Consider the following 21276-nt stretch of genomic DNA (forward strand, 5'->3'; position numbering starts at 1 on the left):
TTGCAATAGGGATTTTTGTATACACTCTCTTGGAAATTTATAAGGACCAAGCTCTTCCCTGGGTCAATTCGTCAACATTCCCACAGGCCACATATTCTCCTGGGATTGGCAAATAGGCAAGTACTTCTTCACCAATATATTCAGTTGATTTATAGGCCCAAATTGCCGATCCTCTTAGGTTATTGGCAAAAGCATGGCAAGCCACTTCATCATCAAGTTCAGCGGACTCTCCTTTTTCAAGGGCCTCTACATAAGCTTCCATGATTTTTCCATGCTCCTCCTCTTTTTCAGGGGTTCTTTTCTTTAAATAAGTAACAAATAAAGGTTCTAAATCTTCGCTATCAAGGTCAGCCAAACTTTCTTTGCCTGCATTGGCCAATACCTTGTTGGTGAATTTTTCCATGGTCAGTTTCATTAAACCTTGTTGTTCTTCGGGTAATACCTCGTGAGCAAATTGATCCAGAAACATATGTACATTGAGCTCAGTTGCAGAAGGGGTATCGGTCTTAGGTAAAAGAATATCTACCAAAGAGTGAATTACACCACCTTGATCTTTACTGAAGAAACTTGGAGTCCAATCCAATGCCTTTTTACTTTGACAACTTTGAACTATACTCAATAGGGCCGGAGTGGCCGCGGCATAGCCGAAAACCATTCCCATATTTTTAAGTGCTGTTCTTCTTTCCATTATATATTTCCTTTTTTAAGTTCTTGGGCGGCATGGTTGGCTGCCCTTGCAGTGAAGGCCATATACGTTAACGATGGGTTTACACAAGATGCTGATGTCATAAAAGCACCATCGGTAACATAAACGTTTTTACAATCGTGTACCTGGTTATATCCATTGAGTACAGAAGTTTTTCTATCTCGGCCCATTCTTGCCGTACCCATTTCATGGATTCCCAATCCAAGTGCTCCAGGATTATCGAAAGGTTTTACATCTCGCAAACCAGCTTTTTCCAACATCTCCACAGCCTGGTTCTTCATATCTTCACGCATGTTCCATTCGTTTTCCTTGAATTCAGCATCAAAAGTGACGGTGGGAAGTCCCCATTGATCCAAATTATCATAATCCAAGGTCATACGGTTATCTTCATAGGGCAATACTTCACCAAATCCACCGATACCAAAATTCCAACCTCCTGGTTTTAAAATGGCTTCTTTTAACCCAGCTCCATGTGACATTTCAGCTACGGTGTCTTCCCAATTACTTCTTCGGGCACCTCCTTGATATCCGTAACCTCTTAAAAATTTATCGGTATTTGTGCTTCCACCAAGATTTCTAAATCTTGGAATATAAACGCCATTCGGCTTTCTGCCTTTATAATATTTATCCTCAAAACCATCAAATTTTCCAGATGCGCCAACACCTAGATGATGATCCATGATGTTTCGTCCCAACTGATCGGAATCATTTCCCAGACCGTCAGGAAAGCGATCCGATTTGGATTGCATCAAAATTGCGGTGGAGGCAATTGATGATGCGCACAGAAAAATCACTTTGGCTTTGAACACATGCTCTTCTTTGGTAACCCGATCAATAATTTTAACCCCAGAAGCCTTCTTGGTTTCTGGATCATATACAACCTCGTGAACAATTGAATCAGGACGCAATGTCATATTACCTGTGCGCTCGGCCGCAGGCAAGGTAGACGATACACTACTAAAATATGCGCCAAAAGGACAGCCTCTAATACAACGGTTTCTATATTGACATCTAACCCTGCCGTCTCCTTCAAATTTTTTGTCACTATTAATATGGGCCACACGACCGGCAGTGATTACACGGCCATCAAAATGCTCTGAAACTTTATCACGCACGTGTTGCTCTACGCAGTTAAGTTCCATCATGGGCTCAAATTTCCCATCTGGAAGTTGGGAGAGGCCCAACAGTTCCCCTGTGACCCCAATGTATGATTCTACTTTATCATACCAAGGAGCTATATCCTTATATCTCACTGGCCAATCTACGGCGATGCCATCTCTCTTGTTCGCTTCAAAATCAATTTCACTCCAACGATAGCTATGTCGTCCCCACATAATGGAACGCCCTCCTACATGATAACCTCGCATCCAATCAAAACGTTTGGTTTCATTGTATGGATGTTCTAAATCGTTAACAAACCAATGCTTTGAAGCTGCATTGGTGGTATAACCGGTTCGATTTTGCTTCTCTTGTTTTTTTAGGTCGGCTTGGGTAGGTTGTCCATTGTTTGGGAAATCCCAGGGATCCATATTGGCTGTGGGGTAGTCTTCTCGGTGTTTGACCATGGGGCCTCGCTCCAGAACCAAGGTTTTAAGTCCATTTTCACAAAGTTCCTTTGCAGCCCATCCACCACTGATGCCTGTTCCAACAACAATTGCATCGTAAGAATCCTGTTCTTCGTTGTAATAGAATTTGCTCATTTATTATTGATTGTTTATTTTCTAAATGTATTAAATATTAAATTAATTTTCTACATTTAAACCCCATGTTTATTGGGAAATTAACACTATAACGTTGTAGTAAATCCTAATCTTTTAATAATCAGCATCACGAAATAAGAATCATGAAAAGAAGAAAATTTGTAGCCAATTCTGCAAAAGTTGGTTTAGCCATCACCGCTTTAGGAGCGTATGCTTGTAAACAAGCAAAAAAAGAGCCTGAAAAAGAAGTCGTAGCAGCATCTGAAGAGGTGATTGCGGAACCATTCTTTAAACTATCACTGGCCCAATGGTCCATGCACCGAATGATTAGGGAAGACGGAGTTGATCCCTATACTTTTGCTGAAAAGGCCAAAGCTTGGGGATTCACAGGATTGGAATATGTAAGTGGACTTTACTATAAAGAACTGGAAGAAGACAATTTTTCGGAGGCCGCAATGCAAGCATTTATTGATAAAAGCAATGCTGAGGCTGAAAAGCACGGCATGGAAAACTTACTTATTATGATCGATGGCCAGGGTGATCTGGCAACGCCAGATGCCACTGAACGTAAAAAAGCAGTAGAAAATCACCATAAATGGGTAGATGCTGCTGCGGCAATGGGATGCCATACCATTAGGGTAAACTTAAGTGGAGCGGATGAAGCGGAAGAATGGACAAGTGCATCAATCGATGGTCTAACGCAATTGGCAACGTATGCCAAACCAAAAAATATCAACATCACAGTTGAAAATCATGGAGGATTTTCTTCTAACGGGGCCATGTTGGCCAATGTAATGAAAGAGGTAAATATGGATAACTGCGGAACGCTTCCTGATTTTGGAAACTTCTGTATGAAATGGGCAGAATGGCCTGAATGTGATGATTGGTACGACCGATATAAAGGAATGAAGGAACTAATGCCCTACGCCAAGGCGGTAAGTGCCAAATCACATGATTTTGATGAAAATGGCAATGAAATCCATTCCGATTATGTAAAAATGCTGAAAATCGTTAAAGATGCCGGATATAAAGGATATATCGGAGTAGAATATGAAGGAAGCGGCATTAGCGAGGAAGAAGGTATAATAGCAACAAGGGATTTGTTGATCAAAGCTGGGAAACAAGTTTAAGACACTGTCTTCAGTTCATAAAACAAGTATGCAGGCACTATTTAACCAACTATTTGATTACAATTTTTATTGTAACAAAAAGCTTATTGAGCAATGTACAGGTATGGAGAAAGTTCCGGAAAAGTGCATTGTGCTTTTTAGCCATATTCTAAATGCCCACCATGTGTGGAACAATAGAATTGTTGGTAAACCTTACGAATTTGGTGCTTGGCAAGAACACGCCATTGATGACTGGGGCGATATTCATTACGAAAACCAAAGAACCTCATTTGAGATCATTACCAACACCGATGATTTCACCAAACGGGTGGACTATGAGAACAAGGAAGGTCGGATGTTTGCCAATGAGCTTAAAGACATTCTTTTCCATATCATAAACCATTCAACACATCACAGAGGTCAAATGCTATCCGATTTTAGAACCAACGGACTTGAACCCGAACCACTCGATTACATTTTTTATAAAAGATAAACCTCCCACCCATGAATTCAAAAGTAAAGTTCCAGTTGTCGTTTATGATGTTTTTAGAATTCTTTATTTGGGGAGGCTGGTTTGTGACCCTTGGCATTTATCTGCCCAATACACTTAATGCAAATGGAGGTGAAATAGCATTGGCATACTCCACACAATCTTGGGGAGCTATAATAGCTCCTTTTATTATTGGGTTGATTGCTGATCGTTTTTTCAATGCAGAACGTATATTGGCGGTTTTACATTTAGCGGGCGCCTTTCTAATGTACCAGATGGCAAATGCCACGGACTTTGGTGTTTTCTATCCCTATGTGTTGGGTTATATGATTATTTATATGCCCACCTTGGCTTTGGTAAACTCTGTTTCCTTCAACCAAATGAAGGATCCTGCCAAGGAATTTTCCTTTGTAAGGGTTTTTGGCACTATAGGATGGATCATCGCGGGGCTTACCATTAGTTTTATTGGATGGGATAGCGAAGCTGGTGTTCAACAAGGGCTTTTAAGAAATACTTTTTTAATGGTTGCCGTTGCCTCGGCTGTACTGGGGTTGTTTAGTTTTACATTGCCCAAGACACCACCGCAAGTGTCAAAAGGAGAAAAGATAACGCTTTCGGATATTTTGGGATTGGAAGCACTTAAGCTTTTAAAAGACCGAAACTTCCTTATTTTCTTTTTAGCATCTGTTTTGATTTGTATTCCCTTGGCATTCTATTACCAACATGCAGGTCAATTTTTGGGTGAAATTGGAGTTTCAAATCCGGCGGGAAAAATGACCATTGGCCAAGCTTCGGAAGTACTTTTTATGCTGTTACTTCCATACTTCTTTAAAAAATTTGGATTCAAAAAGACCATTTTGGCTGGAATGCTGGCATGGACCCTACGCTATTTGCTGTTCGCATATGGAAATGCCGGCGAAATGGCCTTCATGTTATTGTTGGGAATTGCACTGCATGGCATTTGTTATGATTTCTTCTTTGTATCCGGCCAAATATATACCGACTCCAAAGCTGGTGAAAAATATAAAAGCGCCGCTCAGGGACTCATTACCTTGGCAACTTATGGAATAGGTATGTTGATGGGCTTTTGGATTGCGGGCAAGATTACCGACACCTATCTTATTGCAGAAAACACACATGATTGGGGAAGTGTTTGGATCATTCCAGCAATTTTTGCCCTGGTCGTTTTTCTTTTGTTCGCACTTTTCTTTAAAAAGGAAAAAGTGGAATATAAATCCTAAAACCAACCAAATTAATATTATATGGAAAACGTAAACAAGAATCGATTATTCATAGCATCCTGCGTCGCCTTATTGGTTACTGCAATGACCTTTGCCATTAGGGCAAGATTGGAGACCGTTTTTGGTCCAGAAGGAGTTGGGTTAACGTTGGAGCAAATAGGATGGGCTTTTACCCCCGCCTTTTGGGGCTTTACGCTGGCGATGATAATCGGGGGCCCCTTGGTTGATTCGCTCGGGATTAAAAAAATTACTTGGATTGCCTTTATTACCCATGCCATTGGAATTGTATGGACAATTTTGGCCAAAGACCAAACATCATTGTTTATAGCCACACTGTTTGTCGGAATTGGTAATGGGATGGTCGAGGCTGCCCTTAATCCTATGATTGCATCGATGTATACCGAAAACAAAACCAAGATGTTGAACAGGTTTCACGTTTGGTTTCCAGGAGGAATTGCAATTGGTGGAGTTTTGGGATGGCTAATTATGGATGTTATGGGCTTAGGATGGCAAATAATGGTTGGGGTATTATTTATCCCATTGGTAATCTATGGATTTATGTTTTTCGGACAAAAATTCCCGGTTACAGAACGTGTTCAATTGGGAGTAAGTAATAAAAAGATGATTGCCAGCCTAGGAAAGCCCTTGTTCATTTTTATGGTCTTTTGCATGCTCTTGACCGCTGCATCAGAATTGGGTACCACACAACGCATCGAATCATTGTTAAAAGAATCTGGTACCGTACCGTTATTGGTCTTGGTATTTATCAATGGTATTATGGCCACAGGAAGGGCTTTTGCCGGTCAAGTGATACATAAATTGCAGCCAGCCGGGATGTTATTGTTTTCTGCCATATTCACCTTTATTGGACTATGGTTATTGACCATAACAAGTGGAACAATGACATTTGCGGCAGCAGCTGTATTTGCTGTGGGAGTTACTTTTTTCTGGCCAACAATGCTCGGGTTTGTTGCTGAATATTTACCAGAAACTGGAGCTTTGGGACTTTCCATTATGGGAGGTGCAGGAATGTTGTCGGTGTCTATAGTATTGCCCATTATGGGGAGGTTGATGGATGATGCCAGTGCAATAGAGGCATTACGAACAATGTCGATTTTGCCCGCAATTTTAATTGTGGCATTCATAGGGTTGTACATATTCATGAAAAAACGGAAATCAAATACACAAGAAGCTTAAAAAAAGAAAACGCATGCCAAAGAAAATAAGACTTGGAATTTTAGGAGGTGGAGGAGATTCGCTCATTGGGGTTTTACACAGGGTGGCCTCATTTATCAATGATAATTATGAAATTGTTGGAGCGGTATTTAATCCCGATCATGAGCAGAGTTTGGAATTTGCCAAGGAAATTGACATCCCCACTAATCGTATTTATAAAGACTTTGACACCTTGGTAGCGGAAGAGTTAAAACTTCCAGAAGATGAACGTATTCAGGTATGTTCCGTATTGACTCCTAACTTTTTGCATTTTCCCATGGCCAAAAAACTATTGGAGAATGGATTTCATGTCATTTGTGAAAAGCCGATGACCATGAACTACGAAGAAGCCAAAACCCTTCAACAGGTGCATAAAGAGTCGGGAAAGGTGTTTGCCCTTACCCATACTTATACGGGGTACCCCATGGTACGTCAAATGCGCGAGATGATCAAGGCCGGAGCTTTGGGAAAAATACACAAGGTGGACGCCAGATATTATCAAGGGTGGATCAATGCAGTTATTCACGATAAAGAAAAGCGCTCAACAGTCTGGCGATTAGATCCAAAAAAAGCTGGAATTAGCTCATGTATGGGTGATATAGGTGTTCATGCATCCAATTTAATAGAGTATACGACAGGCTTAAAGATCAAATCAGTGCTATGCGATTTCAATTATCTCTATGATGACAACCTCATGGATGTCGACGGAACAGTTCTGATTCGAATGGATAAACATGTAAAAGGTGTTGTTCGGGCAAGTCAGGTTGCAACAGGGGAAGAAAACGGACTGGCTATTGCTATTTATGGTGAGAAAGGAGCTTTTAGATGGGAGCAGGAAAAACCAAATTTCCTGTATAAATTGAGTGATACGGAACCGTTACAGGTGTACAAACCAGGGCATGCATACAATTCTGAACTTTCATTAAAGGCTTCCAAGATACCGGCCGGACATCCAGAAGGTATTTTTGATTCCATGGCCAATATTTATTTAGGAGCTGCCAGGGCCATTCGTGGAGAACAATATAACGATGGAGAGTTCCCAACCATGCAAGATGGAGTAAGGGGAATGAACTTTATTGAAAGTACGGTCGCTTCCCACAAAAATGGGAATGTTTGGGTGGAGTTGGATTGACTATCACCTAAAATATTAGGTCAAATAATGTAGTCGAGAACAGGTGGTTGCTTATAGCATCACTCTTGTGCATTTGTTATTTTTTAGTTCCTTCAAGTATTTTCTGTAATTCAGAGTTGAGCTTTTCGTCTACAATCTCATTTAATTTACCATTCTCAAAATCATACCTTTTTATTAGTGTTGGCTCATTGTGTTCTTCGTATTTTCCATCATCATTTTTGTCAACACCAAATCGTATGGTCAAATCTTTTCCATTATTAATAAACTTATAGCTTGCTATGTCCATACCATCAATTCCGATGGTTTTTATTTCCTTTTTCTTAAACGAATAGATATACAGCCTTTTAAAGTCTAATAGATTAATTACCCCATCTTTATGCGTGTCTTTTTCTGACACTTTCATTAAAAGAAAGATATCATCATCAAAGTATTCTGCTGTTATCTGATTGAAGTTTACTCTTTTATCAAATAAACTTCGGTTTGTTCTCTTTTTTGCATCGTAAACAATTAAATTGTTGAAAGCTCCATAGTGATAAGAAGAATATCGAGAATCACTTTTTTCATAATCGTCTGAAGAAGAAAAAGCATTTAGAGTTTTGCCAATGTCTTCCGGTTCATTCAAAGTTTTATGGGAAACAGGAATTACATATACAGAATTTAGAGTGTCAATCAACCTTGGATTGTCGTATGAAATGACTTGTTCGCGTTTATTTTCTTTTTGTAATTCTTCAATTCTTTCATCAGATAAAATTCCGGTTTCAATGTCATCATTATATCTCAAATGCTCTATTATGGTTATTGAAATAAATGCTATCAAGGCAATTATTAAAAAAATCACTGCAACTGTTCCTAAAACGGCAAGGAGACGTTGGTTATATTTCTCAATTTTCATTTGTTTTCGATTTTTTCAGAATAATGCACAGCATAGGTGAGTATCTATACCCAAATCTGTCATCGTTGGAAAACCTTTTCAAACTCCTCAAAGACCACAATCATGCTTTCACGAGGGATTCTATTGAATTCTGAAAGCTCTCTGGTATAATAATCCCAATGGGTCTTTTGCCAATGTTCCAAACTTTTGTCTCCCTCACCTTCAAGACGGGCATGTTCCGAATTAACTGCGAAGTAAGGAACCAGTTTAACAGAAGTTGTTCGGATAACACATTTGGCCTTACCAGACCAATCCGTGACCACGGCAAAATCCCCAATTCTAGGCATTGGTTCTTTTCGGTTTTGAAGTCCTAACAATGAGTGCGAGGTGGCACGTTTCACATCTTTACATACCAAATTGACACAATCGTTCGCATCTTTTTCATTATCGCAAAAGTGAATCACTTTGGGTGCGTCTTCGGAAGCGAATTCCAGATGGGCATCCAAAAAATCGCCCCATAAATTTCGAGCAGAAGCATTTTCCATAGTAGGTGTTTAAGAAAATTTATGTTGTTTAAATTGTTTAGCGGCGTGGTTGGCAGCTCTGGCCGTAAAAGCCATATATGTCAATGACGGATTAACACAACTTGCCGATGTCATAAAGGCCCCATCGGTAACATAGACATTGGGTACACCGTGTACTTGATTATGCCTGTTGAGAACGGAGGTTTTTGGGTTGTTGCCCATTCTTGCACCTCCCATTTCATGAATCCCCAATCCAGGTCCGGTTTCCCGGTCGTAGGCATTTACATCTCTAAAACCGGCAGCTTTTAGCATGGCAACGGCCTCTTGTTTTATAGTTTCACGCATTTTATGTTCATTTTCCTTGAAGGCGACGTCAAAATCCAACTGTGGCAGCCCCCATCGGTCCTTTTTATCCCTGCTCAAGGTAACACGATTATCATGATATGGCAACATCTCACCAAAACCGGTCATTCCAATTTCCCAGCCACCGGGTTTTAGAATAGCCTCTTTCAAAGCTTTTCCATAACCCAATTCGGCGACCATTTCTGACCAATTGGATCTTCCCGCTCCACCTTGATAGCCAAATCCACGTAAAAATCCGGTGCGTTTGGTCTTTTCATCCAGATTTACAAAACGCGGAATATAAAATCCATTTGGTCTTCTACCTTTATAATATTTATCCAGATGCCCATCCACTTTGGCTGAAGCCCCTAATTGGTAATGATGGTCCATAATATTACGGCCCACTTCATCATAGTTGTTGCCCATTCCATTTGGAAATGCTTTCGATTTGGACTGTAGTAAAATTCCAACCGAAGCCATCGCTGAAGCACATAAGAACACAACTTTGGATTTAAACTCTATTTTTTCATGGGTTTCGGCATCAATGACTTTTACCCCAGTTGCCTTTTTTTGTGAATCGTCATAGATCACTTCGTAAACAATGGAGTTGGGGCGAAGTGTCAGATTACCTGTACGTTCTGCAGCTGGGAGTGTAGAGGAATTGCTACTAAAATAACCACCAAAAGGACACCCCCTCCAGCATCTATTTCTATATTGGCAAGGGCCACGACCCTCAAAATCCGTAGTGTTTTTGGTTATATGCGCCGCCCTACCTATGGTTAAAAGCCTTCCATCCTCGAAATTGGTTCCCAAAGCCGATTGGAACTCTTTTTCCACGCAATTCAAATCCATTGGCGGTAAAAACTGTCCGTCAGGCAATTGTCTCAATCCCAATTTTTCACCACTCACTCCAATATAGGATTCAACTTTATCATACCATGGAGCTATGTCTTTATACCGAACAGGCCAATCAACTGCAATACCTTCTTTTTTATTTGCTTCAAAATCAATATCGCTCCATCGGTAGCTTTGCCTGCCCCAAGTAAGAGATCTTCCACCTACTTGATAACCTCTTATCCAATCAAAACGTTTGGTTTCTTGGTAGGGATGCTCCAAATCATTCACGAAAAAATGCTTGACGTCTTCCCGTGGTGCCCAACCTACGCGCAGCTGTTTTTGATATTTTTCTTTGTCACCCCGCGATAACTCACCTTTTAAGGGGTAGTCCCAGGGATCATCGTTCATGGTTTTGTAGCCCTCCACATGTTTAACCATTGGACCACGTTCCAAGACCAAGGTTTTCAATCCATTTTCACACAATTCCTTGGCCGCCCAACCACCAGTTATCCCAGTCCCGACAACAATAGCATCATAAACAACATTTTCATTCATTATTGTGCTGTTTTAATTGTTGGCGAATCGCTATATTTATGTCTTCCCGTGGGGAAAATGAAAACATCATAATATTTTTCTTAAATATAGGTGATAAATCCTAAAACCTTAAGGTTTTGTCAATTCTTAAAAGTTGATTTAAATGAAGACAATTAAAGGGCCAGCAGTATTTCTTGCCCAATTTGTGGACAGCCACGCCCCCTTCAATTCGTTGGATGGAATGTGCAAATGGGCATCAGAACTGGGCTATAAAGGAATCCAAATCCCGACATGGGAATCCTTTCTGATTGATTTGGATAAAGCCGCAGAAAGTCAGGATTACTGCGATGAGCTAAAAGGAAAAATCAATTCGTACGGGTTGGAGATAACAGAGCTTTCAACACATTTACAAGGGCAGTTGGTGGCCGTGCACCCAGCTTATGATATCATGTTTGACAATTTTGCGCCGGATATCGTAAAAAACAATCCAAAGGCCAGAACAGAATGGGCTATTGAAACCGTAAAAAAGGCAGCAACTGCCAGCCGAAGATTGGGAATAGCTGCCCATGCAACATTTTCTGGGTCGTTGCTTTGGCACACTGCACATCCGTGGCCGCAAAGACCTCCTGGGCTGGTTGAAATGGGATTTGAGGAACTGGCCAAAAGATGGATGCCCATTTTGGATCATTTCGACAAAGAAGGGGTTGATGTCTGTTATGAAATCCACCCTGGCGAGGATTTACATGATGGCGATACTTTTGAACGGTTTTTGGAAGCAACCGGTAATCACAAAAGAGTAAATATTTTATATGACCCCAGCCATTTTGTGTTGCAACAGCTTGATTATATCACATATATTGATCACTACCATGAGTTTATCAAATCCTTTCATGTAAAAGATTCTGAATTTAATCCAACAGGTAAAAAAGGGGCGTTTGGAGGATATAACGATTGGGGAGATCGAGCTGGCCGTTACCGTTCTTTAGGTGATGGACAAATAGATTTTAAGACCATTTTCTCCAAATTAACCCAGTATGGATGTGATGTTTGGGCGGTTATGGAATGGGAATGTTGTATAAAAAGCCCGGAACAAGGAGCAAGGGAAGGCGCTAAATTTATTCAAGATCATATTATAGAAGCCACCACCAAAACCTTTGATGATTTTGCTGGTGCGGAAACAGATACTGAAAAACTCAAAAAAATACTGGGACTATGAAATGAGCGTAAACAAATTTCATCATTATCTTACTTACGGATATGATTAAATTTTTTATGCGAATTACTGAATGTGCAGAAATTTTTAGTTTCTCCATTCTAAAAACTATAAAATTTTAAACAGATGAAAAAACTAGTTGTATTCACGGCATTAATGGTAGTCTTTGCTTGCAAAGACAAACCTAAAGAGGAGCCTAAAGAAGCAATTGATAAGGAAGTTGAAGTGCAAACCAATCAAAAGGAAGACGATTGGGAAACTTTATTTGATGGGACATCCTTCAACGGATGGCATTTGTACAATGAAGGCGAAATAGATGAGCCTTGGAAATTGGAAGACGGAACCATGGTGTTTTATCCGCCCAAAGACAGGCAAAAAGGAGAAAGTTATAACATTGTCACAGATAAAGAGTTCACCAATTTCGTACTTTCCTTAGAGTGGAAAATATCAGAAGGAGGTAACAGTGGAATTTTTTGGGGTGTTTTTGAAGGGGAACAATACGGGCAACCCTATTTGACAGGCCCTGAAATTCAAGTTTTGGACGATGAAAATCATCCTGATGCCAAAAATGGCACCACCCATCAGGCAGGAGCCCTGTATGACATGGTCGCCCCTTCGGAAAAGGCAGTTAAACCGGCTGGCGAATGGAATACCGTTGAATTGACCATAAATCATGAAGCAAATCACGGACAGGTACTATTGAATGGAATTAAAGTTGTTGAGTTTCCTGTACATGGCGATGAATGGGACAATATGGTGTCTAAATCCAAGTTTGCCGATTGGGAAGGTTTTGGGGCATATAAAACAGGAAAAATTGGCTTACAAGACCATAGCGATATTGTAGCTTATAGAAATATTAAAATCAAAGAACTGTAGATGACTAAAAAACTATTTCTAGCATTGTTTAGTGTTACAGCTATTACCTATAGTCAAGAAAAAGAACCAACCAATCCCGAAGCTACTGAAATTTATGAACCCGTACCCCCTCGAGTAACTCCTGGTCTAAATGGGGCACCGCCCAGTGATGCCATAGTTTTGTTTGATGGAAAAAATTTTGATCATTGGATCAGCGCTGTGGATAGCACCAAAGTCAAATGGCATTTGAACAAGGATGGCAGTATGACGGTAAAGGACAAGACGGGAAACATTCAGACCAAACAAAACTTCGGAAGCATACAATTACACCTGGAATGGAAATCCCCCAAAGAAGTCCAACGTTCCGGTCAGAATAGGGCCAATAGTGGAGTTTTTATGCAAAAAAGGTATGAGCTTCAAGTTTTGGACAACAATGAGAATGACACCTACGTGAATGGGCAGGTTGGCGCTTTGTACAAACAAGGTGTGCCTTTGGCCATGGCTTCATCCCCTACTGGAGAATGGAATTCATATGACATTATCTTTCATGCACCCCAGTTTAGTAGAGGTGGAAATATCGTAAAACCAGCTACCGTTACATTGTTGCATAATGGTGTTTTGATTCAGGATCATTTTGAAATTGAGGGCACCATTGAATACATTGGATGGCCAACCTACGAAGCGCACGGAAAAGCCCCTTTGATGTTGCAGGACCACAACGACAATAGCAGGGTAAGTTTCCGAAATATTTGGGTAAGAGAGCTGGATTAAAGATTATATTCCTGGGATTTTACCGTTGCTTCAAACCCAAGGCGAAGCCCAATTTTAGTTACCTTTGCCAAAATTTAATCATCCCATATGATTCAATCCATGACCGGTTTTGGAAAGCATGTTGTACAGCTTCCATCAAAAAAAATAACCATCGAACTTAAATCCCTTAATAGCAAAAATCTGGATATCAATGCCAGAATCCCACAATTCTATAGGGAAAAGGAACTGGAATTACGTAAAATGATTGCTGATGTTCTGGTTAGGGGCAAGGTTGATTTTGGATTATATGTTGAGATAACCGGAGAGGAAACTACAGCTGAAGTAAATCAAGGTGTGGTCAAAAAATATATGCAGCAGTTGGCAAATATAACTGAGGGTGATGACCTAAAATTATTGGAATTGGCCCTTAGAATGCCCGATACCATGAAAACTGAAAAGGGGAATATAGATGAAACCGAATATGGGGCCATAAAAACTGCAATGAAAAAAGCCCTTTCCGAAATCACCAACTTTAGAAATGAGGAAGGGAAGGTGTTGGAAATGGATTTCTTGGGCCGACTTAAAAAGTTGAACGAATTGCTTGTAGAAGTAAAGAACATGGATCCAGGGCGCTTGGATACCATTCGTGAACGTCTTGAAAAAGCCGTGACTGATTTAAAAGTAGAACTGGATGAAAATCGGTTTGAACAGGAACTGATCTACTATCTGGAGAAATATGATATCACTGAAGAAAAAGTGCGTTTGGCCAACCACTTGGATTACTTTGAGAGTACGTTGAAATCAAATGATTCCAATGGAAAAAAGCTTGGGTTTATTGCCCAAGAAATTGGAAGGGAGATCAATACCATAGGCTCCAAGGCGAATTATGCCCCCATGCAGCAATTGGTGGTGCAAATGAAGGATGAGTTGGAAAAAATCAAGGAGCAAATGTTGAATGTGCTATGAAGAAAGGAGGAAAGCTCATTATTTTTTCAGCACCTTCGGGAAGTGGTAAAACTACTATTGTAAAGTATCTTTTAGAGCAGCCTGAACTCAATCTGGCCTTTTCGGTTTCAGCAACTTCTCGACCTAGACGAGGGAGGGAAAAGGAAGGTAAAAATTATTATTTCATGTCCATTTCCGAATTCAAGAACCATATCAAAAACGGTGATTTTTTGGAATGGGAAGAGGTGTACCGTGATAATTTTTATGGAACCTTGAACAGTGAAGTGGAACGACTATGGGCAGAGGGGAAGAATGTAATTTTTGATATCGATGTGGTCGGTGGCCTGCGTATCAAAAAGAAATTTCCAGAGGAAACCTTGGCTGTATTTGTTAAACCTCCGAGTGTTGATGAGCTGAAAATCAGACTCAAAAAGAGAAGCACCGAAAGCGATGACAAAATCAATATGAGAGTTGCCAAAGCGTCAGTTGAATTGGCTACGGCACCTCAATTTGACAAGATCATCAAGAACTATGATTTGGATGTTGCGCTAAAAGAATCCCATCAATTGGTAGCGGATTTTGTGGGAGCAACAGTTCCAAATTCTGAAGAAGAATAGCAAATGAAAAGTGTAGGGCTCTACTTTGGGACGTTTAACCCTATTCACATTGGCCATTTGGCCATAGCCAACCATATGGTGGAGTTTTCAGAGCTTGATGAGGTTTGGTTTATAATAACACCACAAAGCCCTTTTAAAACCAAACAATCTTTGCTGGATGATCACCACAGGTATCAAATGGTTTTTGAAGCCCTGCAAGAATACCCAAAACTAAAACCAAGTAAAATTGAATTTAATCTGCCTCAACCCAATTATACCATAAACACTTTGGCGCATTTGGATGAGCAATATGGTTCCGAATATCAGTTTTCATTGATTATGGGTGAGGACAACCTTAAAAGCTTCCATAAATGGAAGAATTATGAAGCCATTTTGGAGAACCATTCCATCCATGTGTATCCTAGAATTTCTAATGGAAAGGTTGAACATCAATTTGAAGGACATCCAAAAATCACTAAAGTCGATGCACCTATAATGGAAATTTCATCAACCTTTATTCGTAAACAACACAAGGCAGGCAAAAACATTAGGCCGTTGCTTCCTGAAAATGTGTGGAAGTATATGGACGAGATGAATTTTTATAGATAGTCGATTATCTTTTTGCAGTCACAACACCAACCATGCTGTCTGCAGTTCCGTAATATAGGTGCCAAATCCCGTTGAATAGCACCAAGCCTTCCAAAAAAGTAGTACCATCTGCATATTGGCCCGATTTTTCAAAAGGCAACTCCGGCTTAATAAATGGAGTTTCACAGCGGTCCAGCAATTTCCAGGGCTCTTTGGAGTCAAAAAGAGCTTGTCCACCCGTATAGACCCTGTTTCCCAGTTCTTGTATGCCAATGTTTTGGGAGTTTCCGGCATTGTAAAGCACAACTATTCCGTTTTCTGTAAGAACAGGAGGTGGGCCAGCTTCGACCAACCATGAATCGAAATAACCTGGCCTTGGACTTAAAACGGGTGCAAGGGTGCCTTCGTAGGTTTCAAGAGGCGTCCAATCAATGAGATTTTCGGAACTAGCCAACCAAACATGGGGAACGCCGTAGTACATCCAGTATTTACCATGGATTTTGGCTGCAACCAATTTCCCATCAATAAGTTTTGTTACAATGGCCCCTGACTTTGTTTCAAGATTGTTGTATTTGCCTTTTTTGTGGTTTTGGAAAACGGGGCCGTACTTTTCCCAATGAACCAGGTCTTTTGACGTGGCCACGGCCAATCTGGGCACTTGCCTGTTCCATTGGGTATAGGTAAGTATATAGAGTCCCTCTTCGGTTTCCACAATTCGCGGGTCTTCCACTCCCCCAGGCCATTCATTTTCCTTTTGATTATCATTGGCTGGATAAAATACGGGAGAAGAATTTCGGGTATAGGATATTCCATCATTTGAAACCGCCAAACCTATTCTTGAGGCATGGCCTCCAATTTCTTTTTCTCCCAACTTTTCTTCCGCTCTATACAAAACATGAATCTGATTGTCCTTAATTATGGCTGCGGGATTGAACGTGGCCATAGATTCCCAGAAAACTTTTTGGTTTTTGATGGGATCTACAAAGGTGGTAGTACTGTCTTTTTGGATTATGGGCTGTGCATTATGGGCTCTTTGAAAGGGTCCCATCATCCATGATTTTTCAATTTCTTGACCCAAACACAATGTCTGAAATAAGCTGACGAATAAAAAAATAAAAATTCTTGTTCTCACAGGATTAGTTTTTCGACAAGATGTCGGTTCCTAAATATTTGTTGTCTTTATTGTAATACCAAGCTCGGGTTTTTGGCATCTGAATCCCTTGGATATCTTCTAGTCCATTGAGCAAGATAAATTCGCCATCATTTTTGGATTCATCATGATAGAACTGATACACTTCCATGGCATATGTCTTCGGGTCAAAATAGAAGTACCAAACATCATCGCCTACACCTTCTTTGTAATTTACTTTTAAGACCAAATATTCTTTTCCTTTAAAAGTCTTGGTCAACACTTTGTCGCCTAAGATCGTGCCAGGATCTTTGAGCTTCATCGGGAGGCCATACAGATAAGTGTAATAATTCTTCATTATTTTACCACGGTCACAGTCCAACCTATACTTTTCTCTACTCTCCTTGTTAATTTCAGTTGAACCATTCAAACGGGTTTCGCATTTTTTCCCCTCAAAGGAATAGGAATAAGTTACCTCATCTTTTTTAACTTTCAGCGTGAATTGTTGTTTGGGAAGGTTGAGATTGATAAGACTTAACCTGTCCGAAGATTTTGGGGTCTGCATTACAATTTGAAAGTCCCCATTAAAAGATTTCCATTGATTATTGGAATCATGAAAAGCTATTGCCCTGTTCAACAATTCATTGGAGGTCAAAGTCTGGGCCAATGTAATATTGGAGACAATTAGGATAAGGGTAAGAATGATTTGTCGCATAGGTTAAAAGTATAAAAATAAAAATTCCGGCCTTGAATAAATTCAAAACCGGAATTTCGCTTTTTCCGATACAATTTCGGAAAGGTAGTTTATGTAATTAAGCGGGATCCACAGGATCAATCCTTGCAGGTTCCACCGAGCTGTCGTGCTCCACATAGTAAAGCTCCAACAGTTCAAAAATAACCTCAACTAAATCTTTACTTTCCGTAAGAATTGAAAAATAAAGCGTGGTGTTCTTTGGGCTGGACTCTTCAGTACGTGTTCTGGCTACTTGACGCTCAATTTTATCCGACATTAATTGGAACAATTCCTTTTTGCTTTCCAACGTATTTCCGATCTCATCAAAAGACCTGTTCTCAAAAATTTGTTGGGTATCGGCAATTAGTTTTTCCAAAGCCAAATCAAGCTCTTTTAACTCTTTGATTTGGTTGTACTTTAATTTCTTGTGATTGTTGTTCACATGTTTGTGACTAACCTTGCCAATATACTCGAGAGACTGGGCAATGTCGGTAAGGTGTGCCAAGGTGTTGATGTAGAAATTGCTTGCCCCAACATTGGATTCGTCAAGGTTTTTGATAAAGAAAAACAGATGATTTCTAAGATCTTCAATTTCATCCGATAATTTTGTGCCTTGCTTTTTGTTCTTTTTCAAAAGCTCCAAATCTTGTTTTGCCAATCCGTTTATGGAATTGGTATAGATTTTATTGGTTCTTTTAAGAACATTGGCAATATTGTTGGCACTCTCTTCAATAACCCCTTGAACGGAACTGCTTTCAGCTCTGCTAAGGCTATCTTCAGCTTTTTGCTCCTTGGCTTTTTTGTTATAGGCCGTATAATTTCTGATCAATAGTAGTATCGCAGCGAACAACAGAATTGCAATTGCAGCTCCTTGTCCAAAATTGATCAGGGTTAAAATGGTCCCTGCCGAAACGAATGCAATAATAGCTGTGCCAAACCAACCCCCGATAACATTAAGTACACCGGCAACCCTGTATACGGCACTTTCTGCCCCCCATGCCCTATCGGCCAATGAGGTTCCCATCGCCACCATAAAGGTTACATATGTTGTGGACAAAGGCAATTTGTACGATGTTGCTATGGAAATAAGGATGCCGGCAACCATTAGGTTCACTGCCGCCCGTACCATATCAAATGCAGGTAGCTTGTGCACTTTATCTTGCGACAATGCGATTACAGGTTTTTCGAATCTTTTGTCCATGTTTGCTTTTAATTTTTTTGGAAGCAAACTGTTGGTGTATGCTGAAATATTGGAAGACATCCTAACCAGACCTCTTGAGATAAAGTTGGGCTGGAATCTTTCTTTAGCTTCACCTTCCCTTGAAAGATTGATTTCGGTATCGGCAACATACCTTGCCTTTTTGGAAAGCCATAAAGTGACCACCATAACAATTCCTGCAATAAATAGAAGCGCTGTCGGAGTTGGGACTTTCTTGGCCAATACATCCATGCTAAATTCTGTAGCTGGAATACCTGAGGCAACCCAGGCTTCATAACTTTGCCATGCCGCAATGGGCACACCAATAAAGTTTACCAGGTCATTTCCGGCGAAAGCCAACGCCAAAGCAAAGGTTCCCACGCCAATAATTACTTTGTAAATATTGATTTTGGCCACATGGATGAATACGTAGGACAGTATGGACCAAACTATAAAGTTCACGATAACAATGGAAGCTACTTCCTGCTCTAGAAAATCTTTGATTTTCATCCCACCAAGAATCTCGAAGGTTTCTCCTGCATACGGAGTCCCTTTGATACCCTTCATCAAAATAAAGTATACCATAGAGGACAAGGCCACACCACCGAACAATGCGCCTACCCATTTGGCCTTTTTCTCAAAATTATAGGACAACAGTAACCTGGAGATCCATTGCACTATAGCTCCAATGGTAAATGCTACCACCACCGATAGCAAAATACCTGAAATAATCTGAATGGCCTTAGAGGTGTTAATATAGTTCACCACATCAGAAAAATTGCCATTTGCAGCTCCAATTTTTAAAAGTGACATTGCAACCGCGGCACCCAACAATTCAAAAACAATGGAAACTGTGGTTGAGGTTGGCATCCCAAGGGTATTAAAAAAGTCCAAGAGCAAGATGTCCGTGATCATCACGGCCATAAAAATGAACATAATCTCTTGAAAATAGAATTCGCCTGGGTTAAATATACCCTTTCGGGCCACTTCCATAAGTCCGCTGGAGAAAATGGCGCCACATGCTATCCCAGCACTGGCAATGATCATAATGGTTTTAAAAGAAATCGCTTTTGAACCAATTGCCGAGTTCAAAAAGTTAACAGCATCATTACTGACCCCGACCACCAAATCTGCAATTGCCAAAACGGCAAGGGCAATGATCATTAAAAAGTAAATATTGTCCATAATTGTTTCTAAAAAATAATTGTCAAATGTCTATAGTTTACTGATGCTCAATGTTATGTAAAAGTTATGTTTTTATTTAGAAATGAACATCGACCTGTAATCGGTACATCAATTCGTCTGTACCGCTATCAAAAGTAAGATAGCTTAAATCTGTTTGCACCTTCAATTTGTGCCCTACAATATATTTTGAAAGGCCAACTGTATATTGATTGCGATCACTACTTCCAGTAATGTCATCAAAGTTAATATCAGTATATCTACCAGAAACTTCCCAATTGTTTTTGAAAAGATAACCGGATTGTAGGTTTAACCCATTTCCAACAAGAACAATATCTCCTGTTGGTGATCCATCTGAATTTGTAGCAACAGGATTGTGGGCGTCTCTATGCGCATATTCACCCATTAGTGAAAAACCTTGATACTTAAACATGGCATCTACAAAAGTGGTGTTGATTGTGGTTTCGTAAAAACCAACATCGTTTGTCATGTACGACCCCAGGTTGCTTCTTGTTTTTACTGCATTTTGGTTGGTATCGTAGGTAGCGGCGAGCATTAATTTAGGCGTTTCTTCGCGTTTGAGATCTGCTCCGCTATAATCACCTTTACTTATAAACTTTCCAAAAGGAAGTAATTCAATTCGTGCGGTGTATTGATGTCCGCCAAGGTTTCCCGAGGTAATATTTCTACCCTCACCCTGGGATATGGCCAGTTTTTCCCGCACCAAAAATTTATCGGTTAGATTAAAATGGTGTCTCAGCTGAATCCCCATATCTCGGTCAATATTGAATCTGCTATTCAATAAAGAACGATCCACCTGCTGAAGGTTTCCTGAAGAAATAACTCGCTCAATATTGCCAGGGAGTTTGGTTTGTCCTACCCAAAGTTCAAAATTCTCATGGAAATTCCACATGATCACGGCATCCAAAATATACCTAGGAGCATTGTTTGTAAACTCACTTGTTCCTCCAATATCACGGTTAGACAATCCCAACTCAAATTTATATTTAAGTTTCGGTGAATATGCAAAACCATCAAATTTCAATCTCGCCCTTCTTACCAAAAAGTTTTGTTCAGGGTTTACTAGTCCATCGCTAGCGCCTTCATCCCATGTTGCAATACCCAATAATTGCATCCTCATGGCAAATTTCATGGTCCAGGTACTGTCTTTGCCTACAATATTAAAGAGTCCTTTCCCAAACTTAGGGGCTTCAACTTTTTGTGAGTGGATAGAAATGCTGAAAAGCGCAGCAAGGCCAAAGGCCAAAAATTTAAATTTCATCAATACTAGTTTTTGTCGGGTGCAAAGAACTAATACCAATGTTAATTTAATGTTTGCTTTATGTTATATTTAATATGGCCACCTAAAGAAGATGGCCATATATT

Annotated in this window: 20 protein-coding genes; 11 read left to right on the plus strand and 9 right to left on the minus strand. The window is 40.1% G+C overall.

The window, feature by feature from the left end; all coding sequences use genetic code 11:
- Nucleotides 1–37 precede the first annotated feature (37 nt).
- Together ACULLG_RS04090 and ACULLG_RS04095 are read right to left on the minus strand one after the other, a co-directional pair.
- Nucleotides 38–688: a gluconate 2-dehydrogenase subunit 3 family protein gene (locus ACULLG_RS04090; RefSeq protein ID WP_452125491.1), complete on the minus strand. Its 651-nt coding sequence runs from the start codon at nt 686–688 to the stop codon at nt 38–40.
- Entirely contained in the window at nt 688–2406 is a 1719-nt protein-coding gene (locus ACULLG_RS04095) for a GMC oxidoreductase (protein WP_452125492.1), read from the minus strand. Before ACULLG_RS04095 ends, ACULLG_RS04090 begins: the two co-directional genes overlap by 1 nt.
- 143 nt (nt 2407–2549) lie before the next feature.
- Between ACULLG_RS04095 and ACULLG_RS04100 the strand changes: the two genes are divergently transcribed.
- From ACULLG_RS04100 to ACULLG_RS04120, 5 genes are read left to right on the plus strand one after another with little or no spacing between them, the layout of a single operon-like run.
- Complete coding sequence (locus ACULLG_RS04100; RefSeq protein ID WP_452125493.1) at nt 2550–3536, plus strand: sugar phosphate isomerase/epimerase family protein; 987 nt, start codon at nt 2550–2552, stop codon at nt 3534–3536.
- A 28-nt stretch (nt 3537–3564) separates the two neighbouring features.
- Nucleotides 3565–4008 (plus strand): DinB family protein, encoded by a 444-nt coding sequence (locus ACULLG_RS04105; RefSeq protein WP_452125494.1) that lies wholly within the window; start codon nt 3565–3567, stop codon nt 4006–4008.
- Between the two features lie 11 nt (nt 4009–4019).
- The gene (locus ACULLG_RS04110) at nt 4020–5246 is read left to right on the plus strand and encodes a nucleoside permease (RefSeq protein ID WP_452125495.1); all 1227 of its coding nucleotides are present in this window, start codon (nt 4020–4022) and stop codon (nt 5244–5246) included.
- Between the two features lie 21 nt (nt 5247–5267).
- Nucleotides 5268–6443, plus strand: coding sequence for an MFS transporter (locus ACULLG_RS04115; RefSeq protein WP_452125496.1), 1176 nt, complete (start codon nt 5268–5270; stop codon nt 6441–6443).
- A gap of 13 nt (nt 6444–6456) precedes the next feature.
- A complete protein-coding gene (locus ACULLG_RS04120) occupies nt 6457–7593 on the plus strand; it encodes a Gfo/Idh/MocA family protein (RefSeq protein WP_452125497.1) in 1137 nt (378 codons plus the stop codon).
- Between the two features lie 76 nt (nt 7594–7669).
- Here ACULLG_RS04120 and ACULLG_RS04125 read toward each other — a convergent pair whose 3' ends face one another.
- Genes ACULLG_RS04125 through ACULLG_RS04135 form a run of 3 tightly spaced genes read right to left on the minus strand, consistent with a single transcriptional unit; the run spans nt 7670 to nt 10722 of the window.
- The gene (locus ACULLG_RS04125; protein WP_452125498.1) at nt 7670–8485 is read right to left on the minus strand and encodes a hypothetical protein; all 816 of its coding nucleotides are present in this window, start codon (nt 8483–8485) and stop codon (nt 7670–7672) included.
- A gap of 59 nt (nt 8486–8544) precedes the next feature.
- A complete protein-coding gene (locus ACULLG_RS04130; protein ID WP_452125499.1) occupies nt 8545–9009 on the minus strand; it encodes an ASCH domain-containing protein in 465 nt (154 codons plus the stop codon).
- Nucleotides 9010–9018: 9 nt separating this feature from the next.
- Nucleotides 9019–10722: a GMC oxidoreductase gene (locus ACULLG_RS04135; protein ID WP_452125500.1), complete on the minus strand. Its 1704-nt coding sequence runs from the start codon at nt 10720–10722 to the stop codon at nt 9019–9021.
- Between the two features lie 142 nt (nt 10723–10864).
- On the opposite strand from ACULLG_RS04135, the gene ACULLG_RS04140 reads away from it, so the two are divergent.
- From ACULLG_RS04140 to nadD, 6 genes are all read left to right on the plus strand, one after another.
- A complete protein-coding gene (locus tag ACULLG_RS04140; protein ID WP_452125501.1) occupies nt 10865–11917 on the plus strand; it encodes a sugar phosphate isomerase/epimerase family protein in 1053 nt (350 codons plus the stop codon).
- Between the two features lie 123 nt (nt 11918–12040).
- Nucleotides 12041–12790 (plus strand): 3-keto-disaccharide hydrolase, encoded by a 750-nt coding sequence (locus ACULLG_RS04145; protein WP_452125502.1) that lies wholly within the window; start codon nt 12041–12043, stop codon nt 12788–12790.
- Nucleotides 12791–13540 (plus strand): 3-keto-disaccharide hydrolase, encoded by a 750-nt coding sequence (locus ACULLG_RS04150; RefSeq protein WP_452125503.1) that lies wholly within the window; start codon nt 12791–12793, stop codon nt 13538–13540. It begins immediately after the preceding gene.
- A gap of 87 nt (nt 13541–13627) precedes the next feature.
- Nucleotides 13628–14485, plus strand: a complete 858-nt coding sequence (locus ACULLG_RS04155) for a YicC/YloC family endoribonuclease (RefSeq protein WP_452125504.1) — start codon at nt 13628–13630, stop codon at nt 14483–14485.
- A complete protein-coding gene (gmk, locus tag ACULLG_RS04160; protein WP_452125505.1) occupies nt 14482–15081 on the plus strand; it encodes a guanylate kinase in 600 nt (199 codons plus the stop codon). Before ACULLG_RS04155 ends, gmk begins: the two co-directional genes overlap by 4 nt.
- A gap of 3 nt (nt 15082–15084) precedes the next feature.
- Nucleotides 15085–15669: a nicotinate (nicotinamide) nucleotide adenylyltransferase gene (nadD, locus tag ACULLG_RS04165; protein ID WP_452125506.1), complete on the plus strand. Its 585-nt coding sequence runs from the start codon at nt 15085–15087 to the stop codon at nt 15667–15669.
- Nucleotides 15670–15673: 4 nt separating this feature from the next.
- On the opposite strand, the gene ACULLG_RS04170 is transcribed toward nadD, so the two are convergent.
- The 4 genes from ACULLG_RS04170 to ACULLG_RS04185 all read right to left on the minus strand — a co-directional run bounded on the left by ACULLG_RS04170 (nt 15674) and on the right by ACULLG_RS04185 (nt 21172).
- A complete protein-coding gene (locus tag ACULLG_RS04170) occupies nt 15674–16780 on the minus strand; it encodes a glycoside hydrolase family 130 protein (RefSeq protein WP_452125507.1) in 1107 nt (368 codons plus the stop codon).
- 4 nt (nt 16781–16784) lie between these two features.
- The gene (locus tag ACULLG_RS04175; protein ID WP_452125508.1) at nt 16785–17492 is read right to left on the minus strand and encodes a DUF6503 family protein; all 708 of its coding nucleotides are present in this window, start codon (nt 17490–17492) and stop codon (nt 16785–16787) included.
- Between the two features lie 97 nt (nt 17493–17589).
- Nucleotides 17590–19893, minus strand: a complete 2304-nt coding sequence (locus ACULLG_RS04180) for an anion permease (RefSeq protein ID WP_452125509.1) — start codon at nt 19891–19893, stop codon at nt 17590–17592.
- 76 nt (nt 19894–19969) lie between these two features.
- Complete coding sequence (locus ACULLG_RS04185; RefSeq protein ID WP_452125510.1) at nt 19970–21172, minus strand: porin; 1203 nt, start codon at nt 21170–21172, stop codon at nt 19970–19972.
- Nucleotides 21173–21276 lie beyond the last annotated feature (104 nt).

The sequence above is a fragment of the Flagellimonas sp. 2504JD1-5 genome (genome assembly GCF_053618295.1).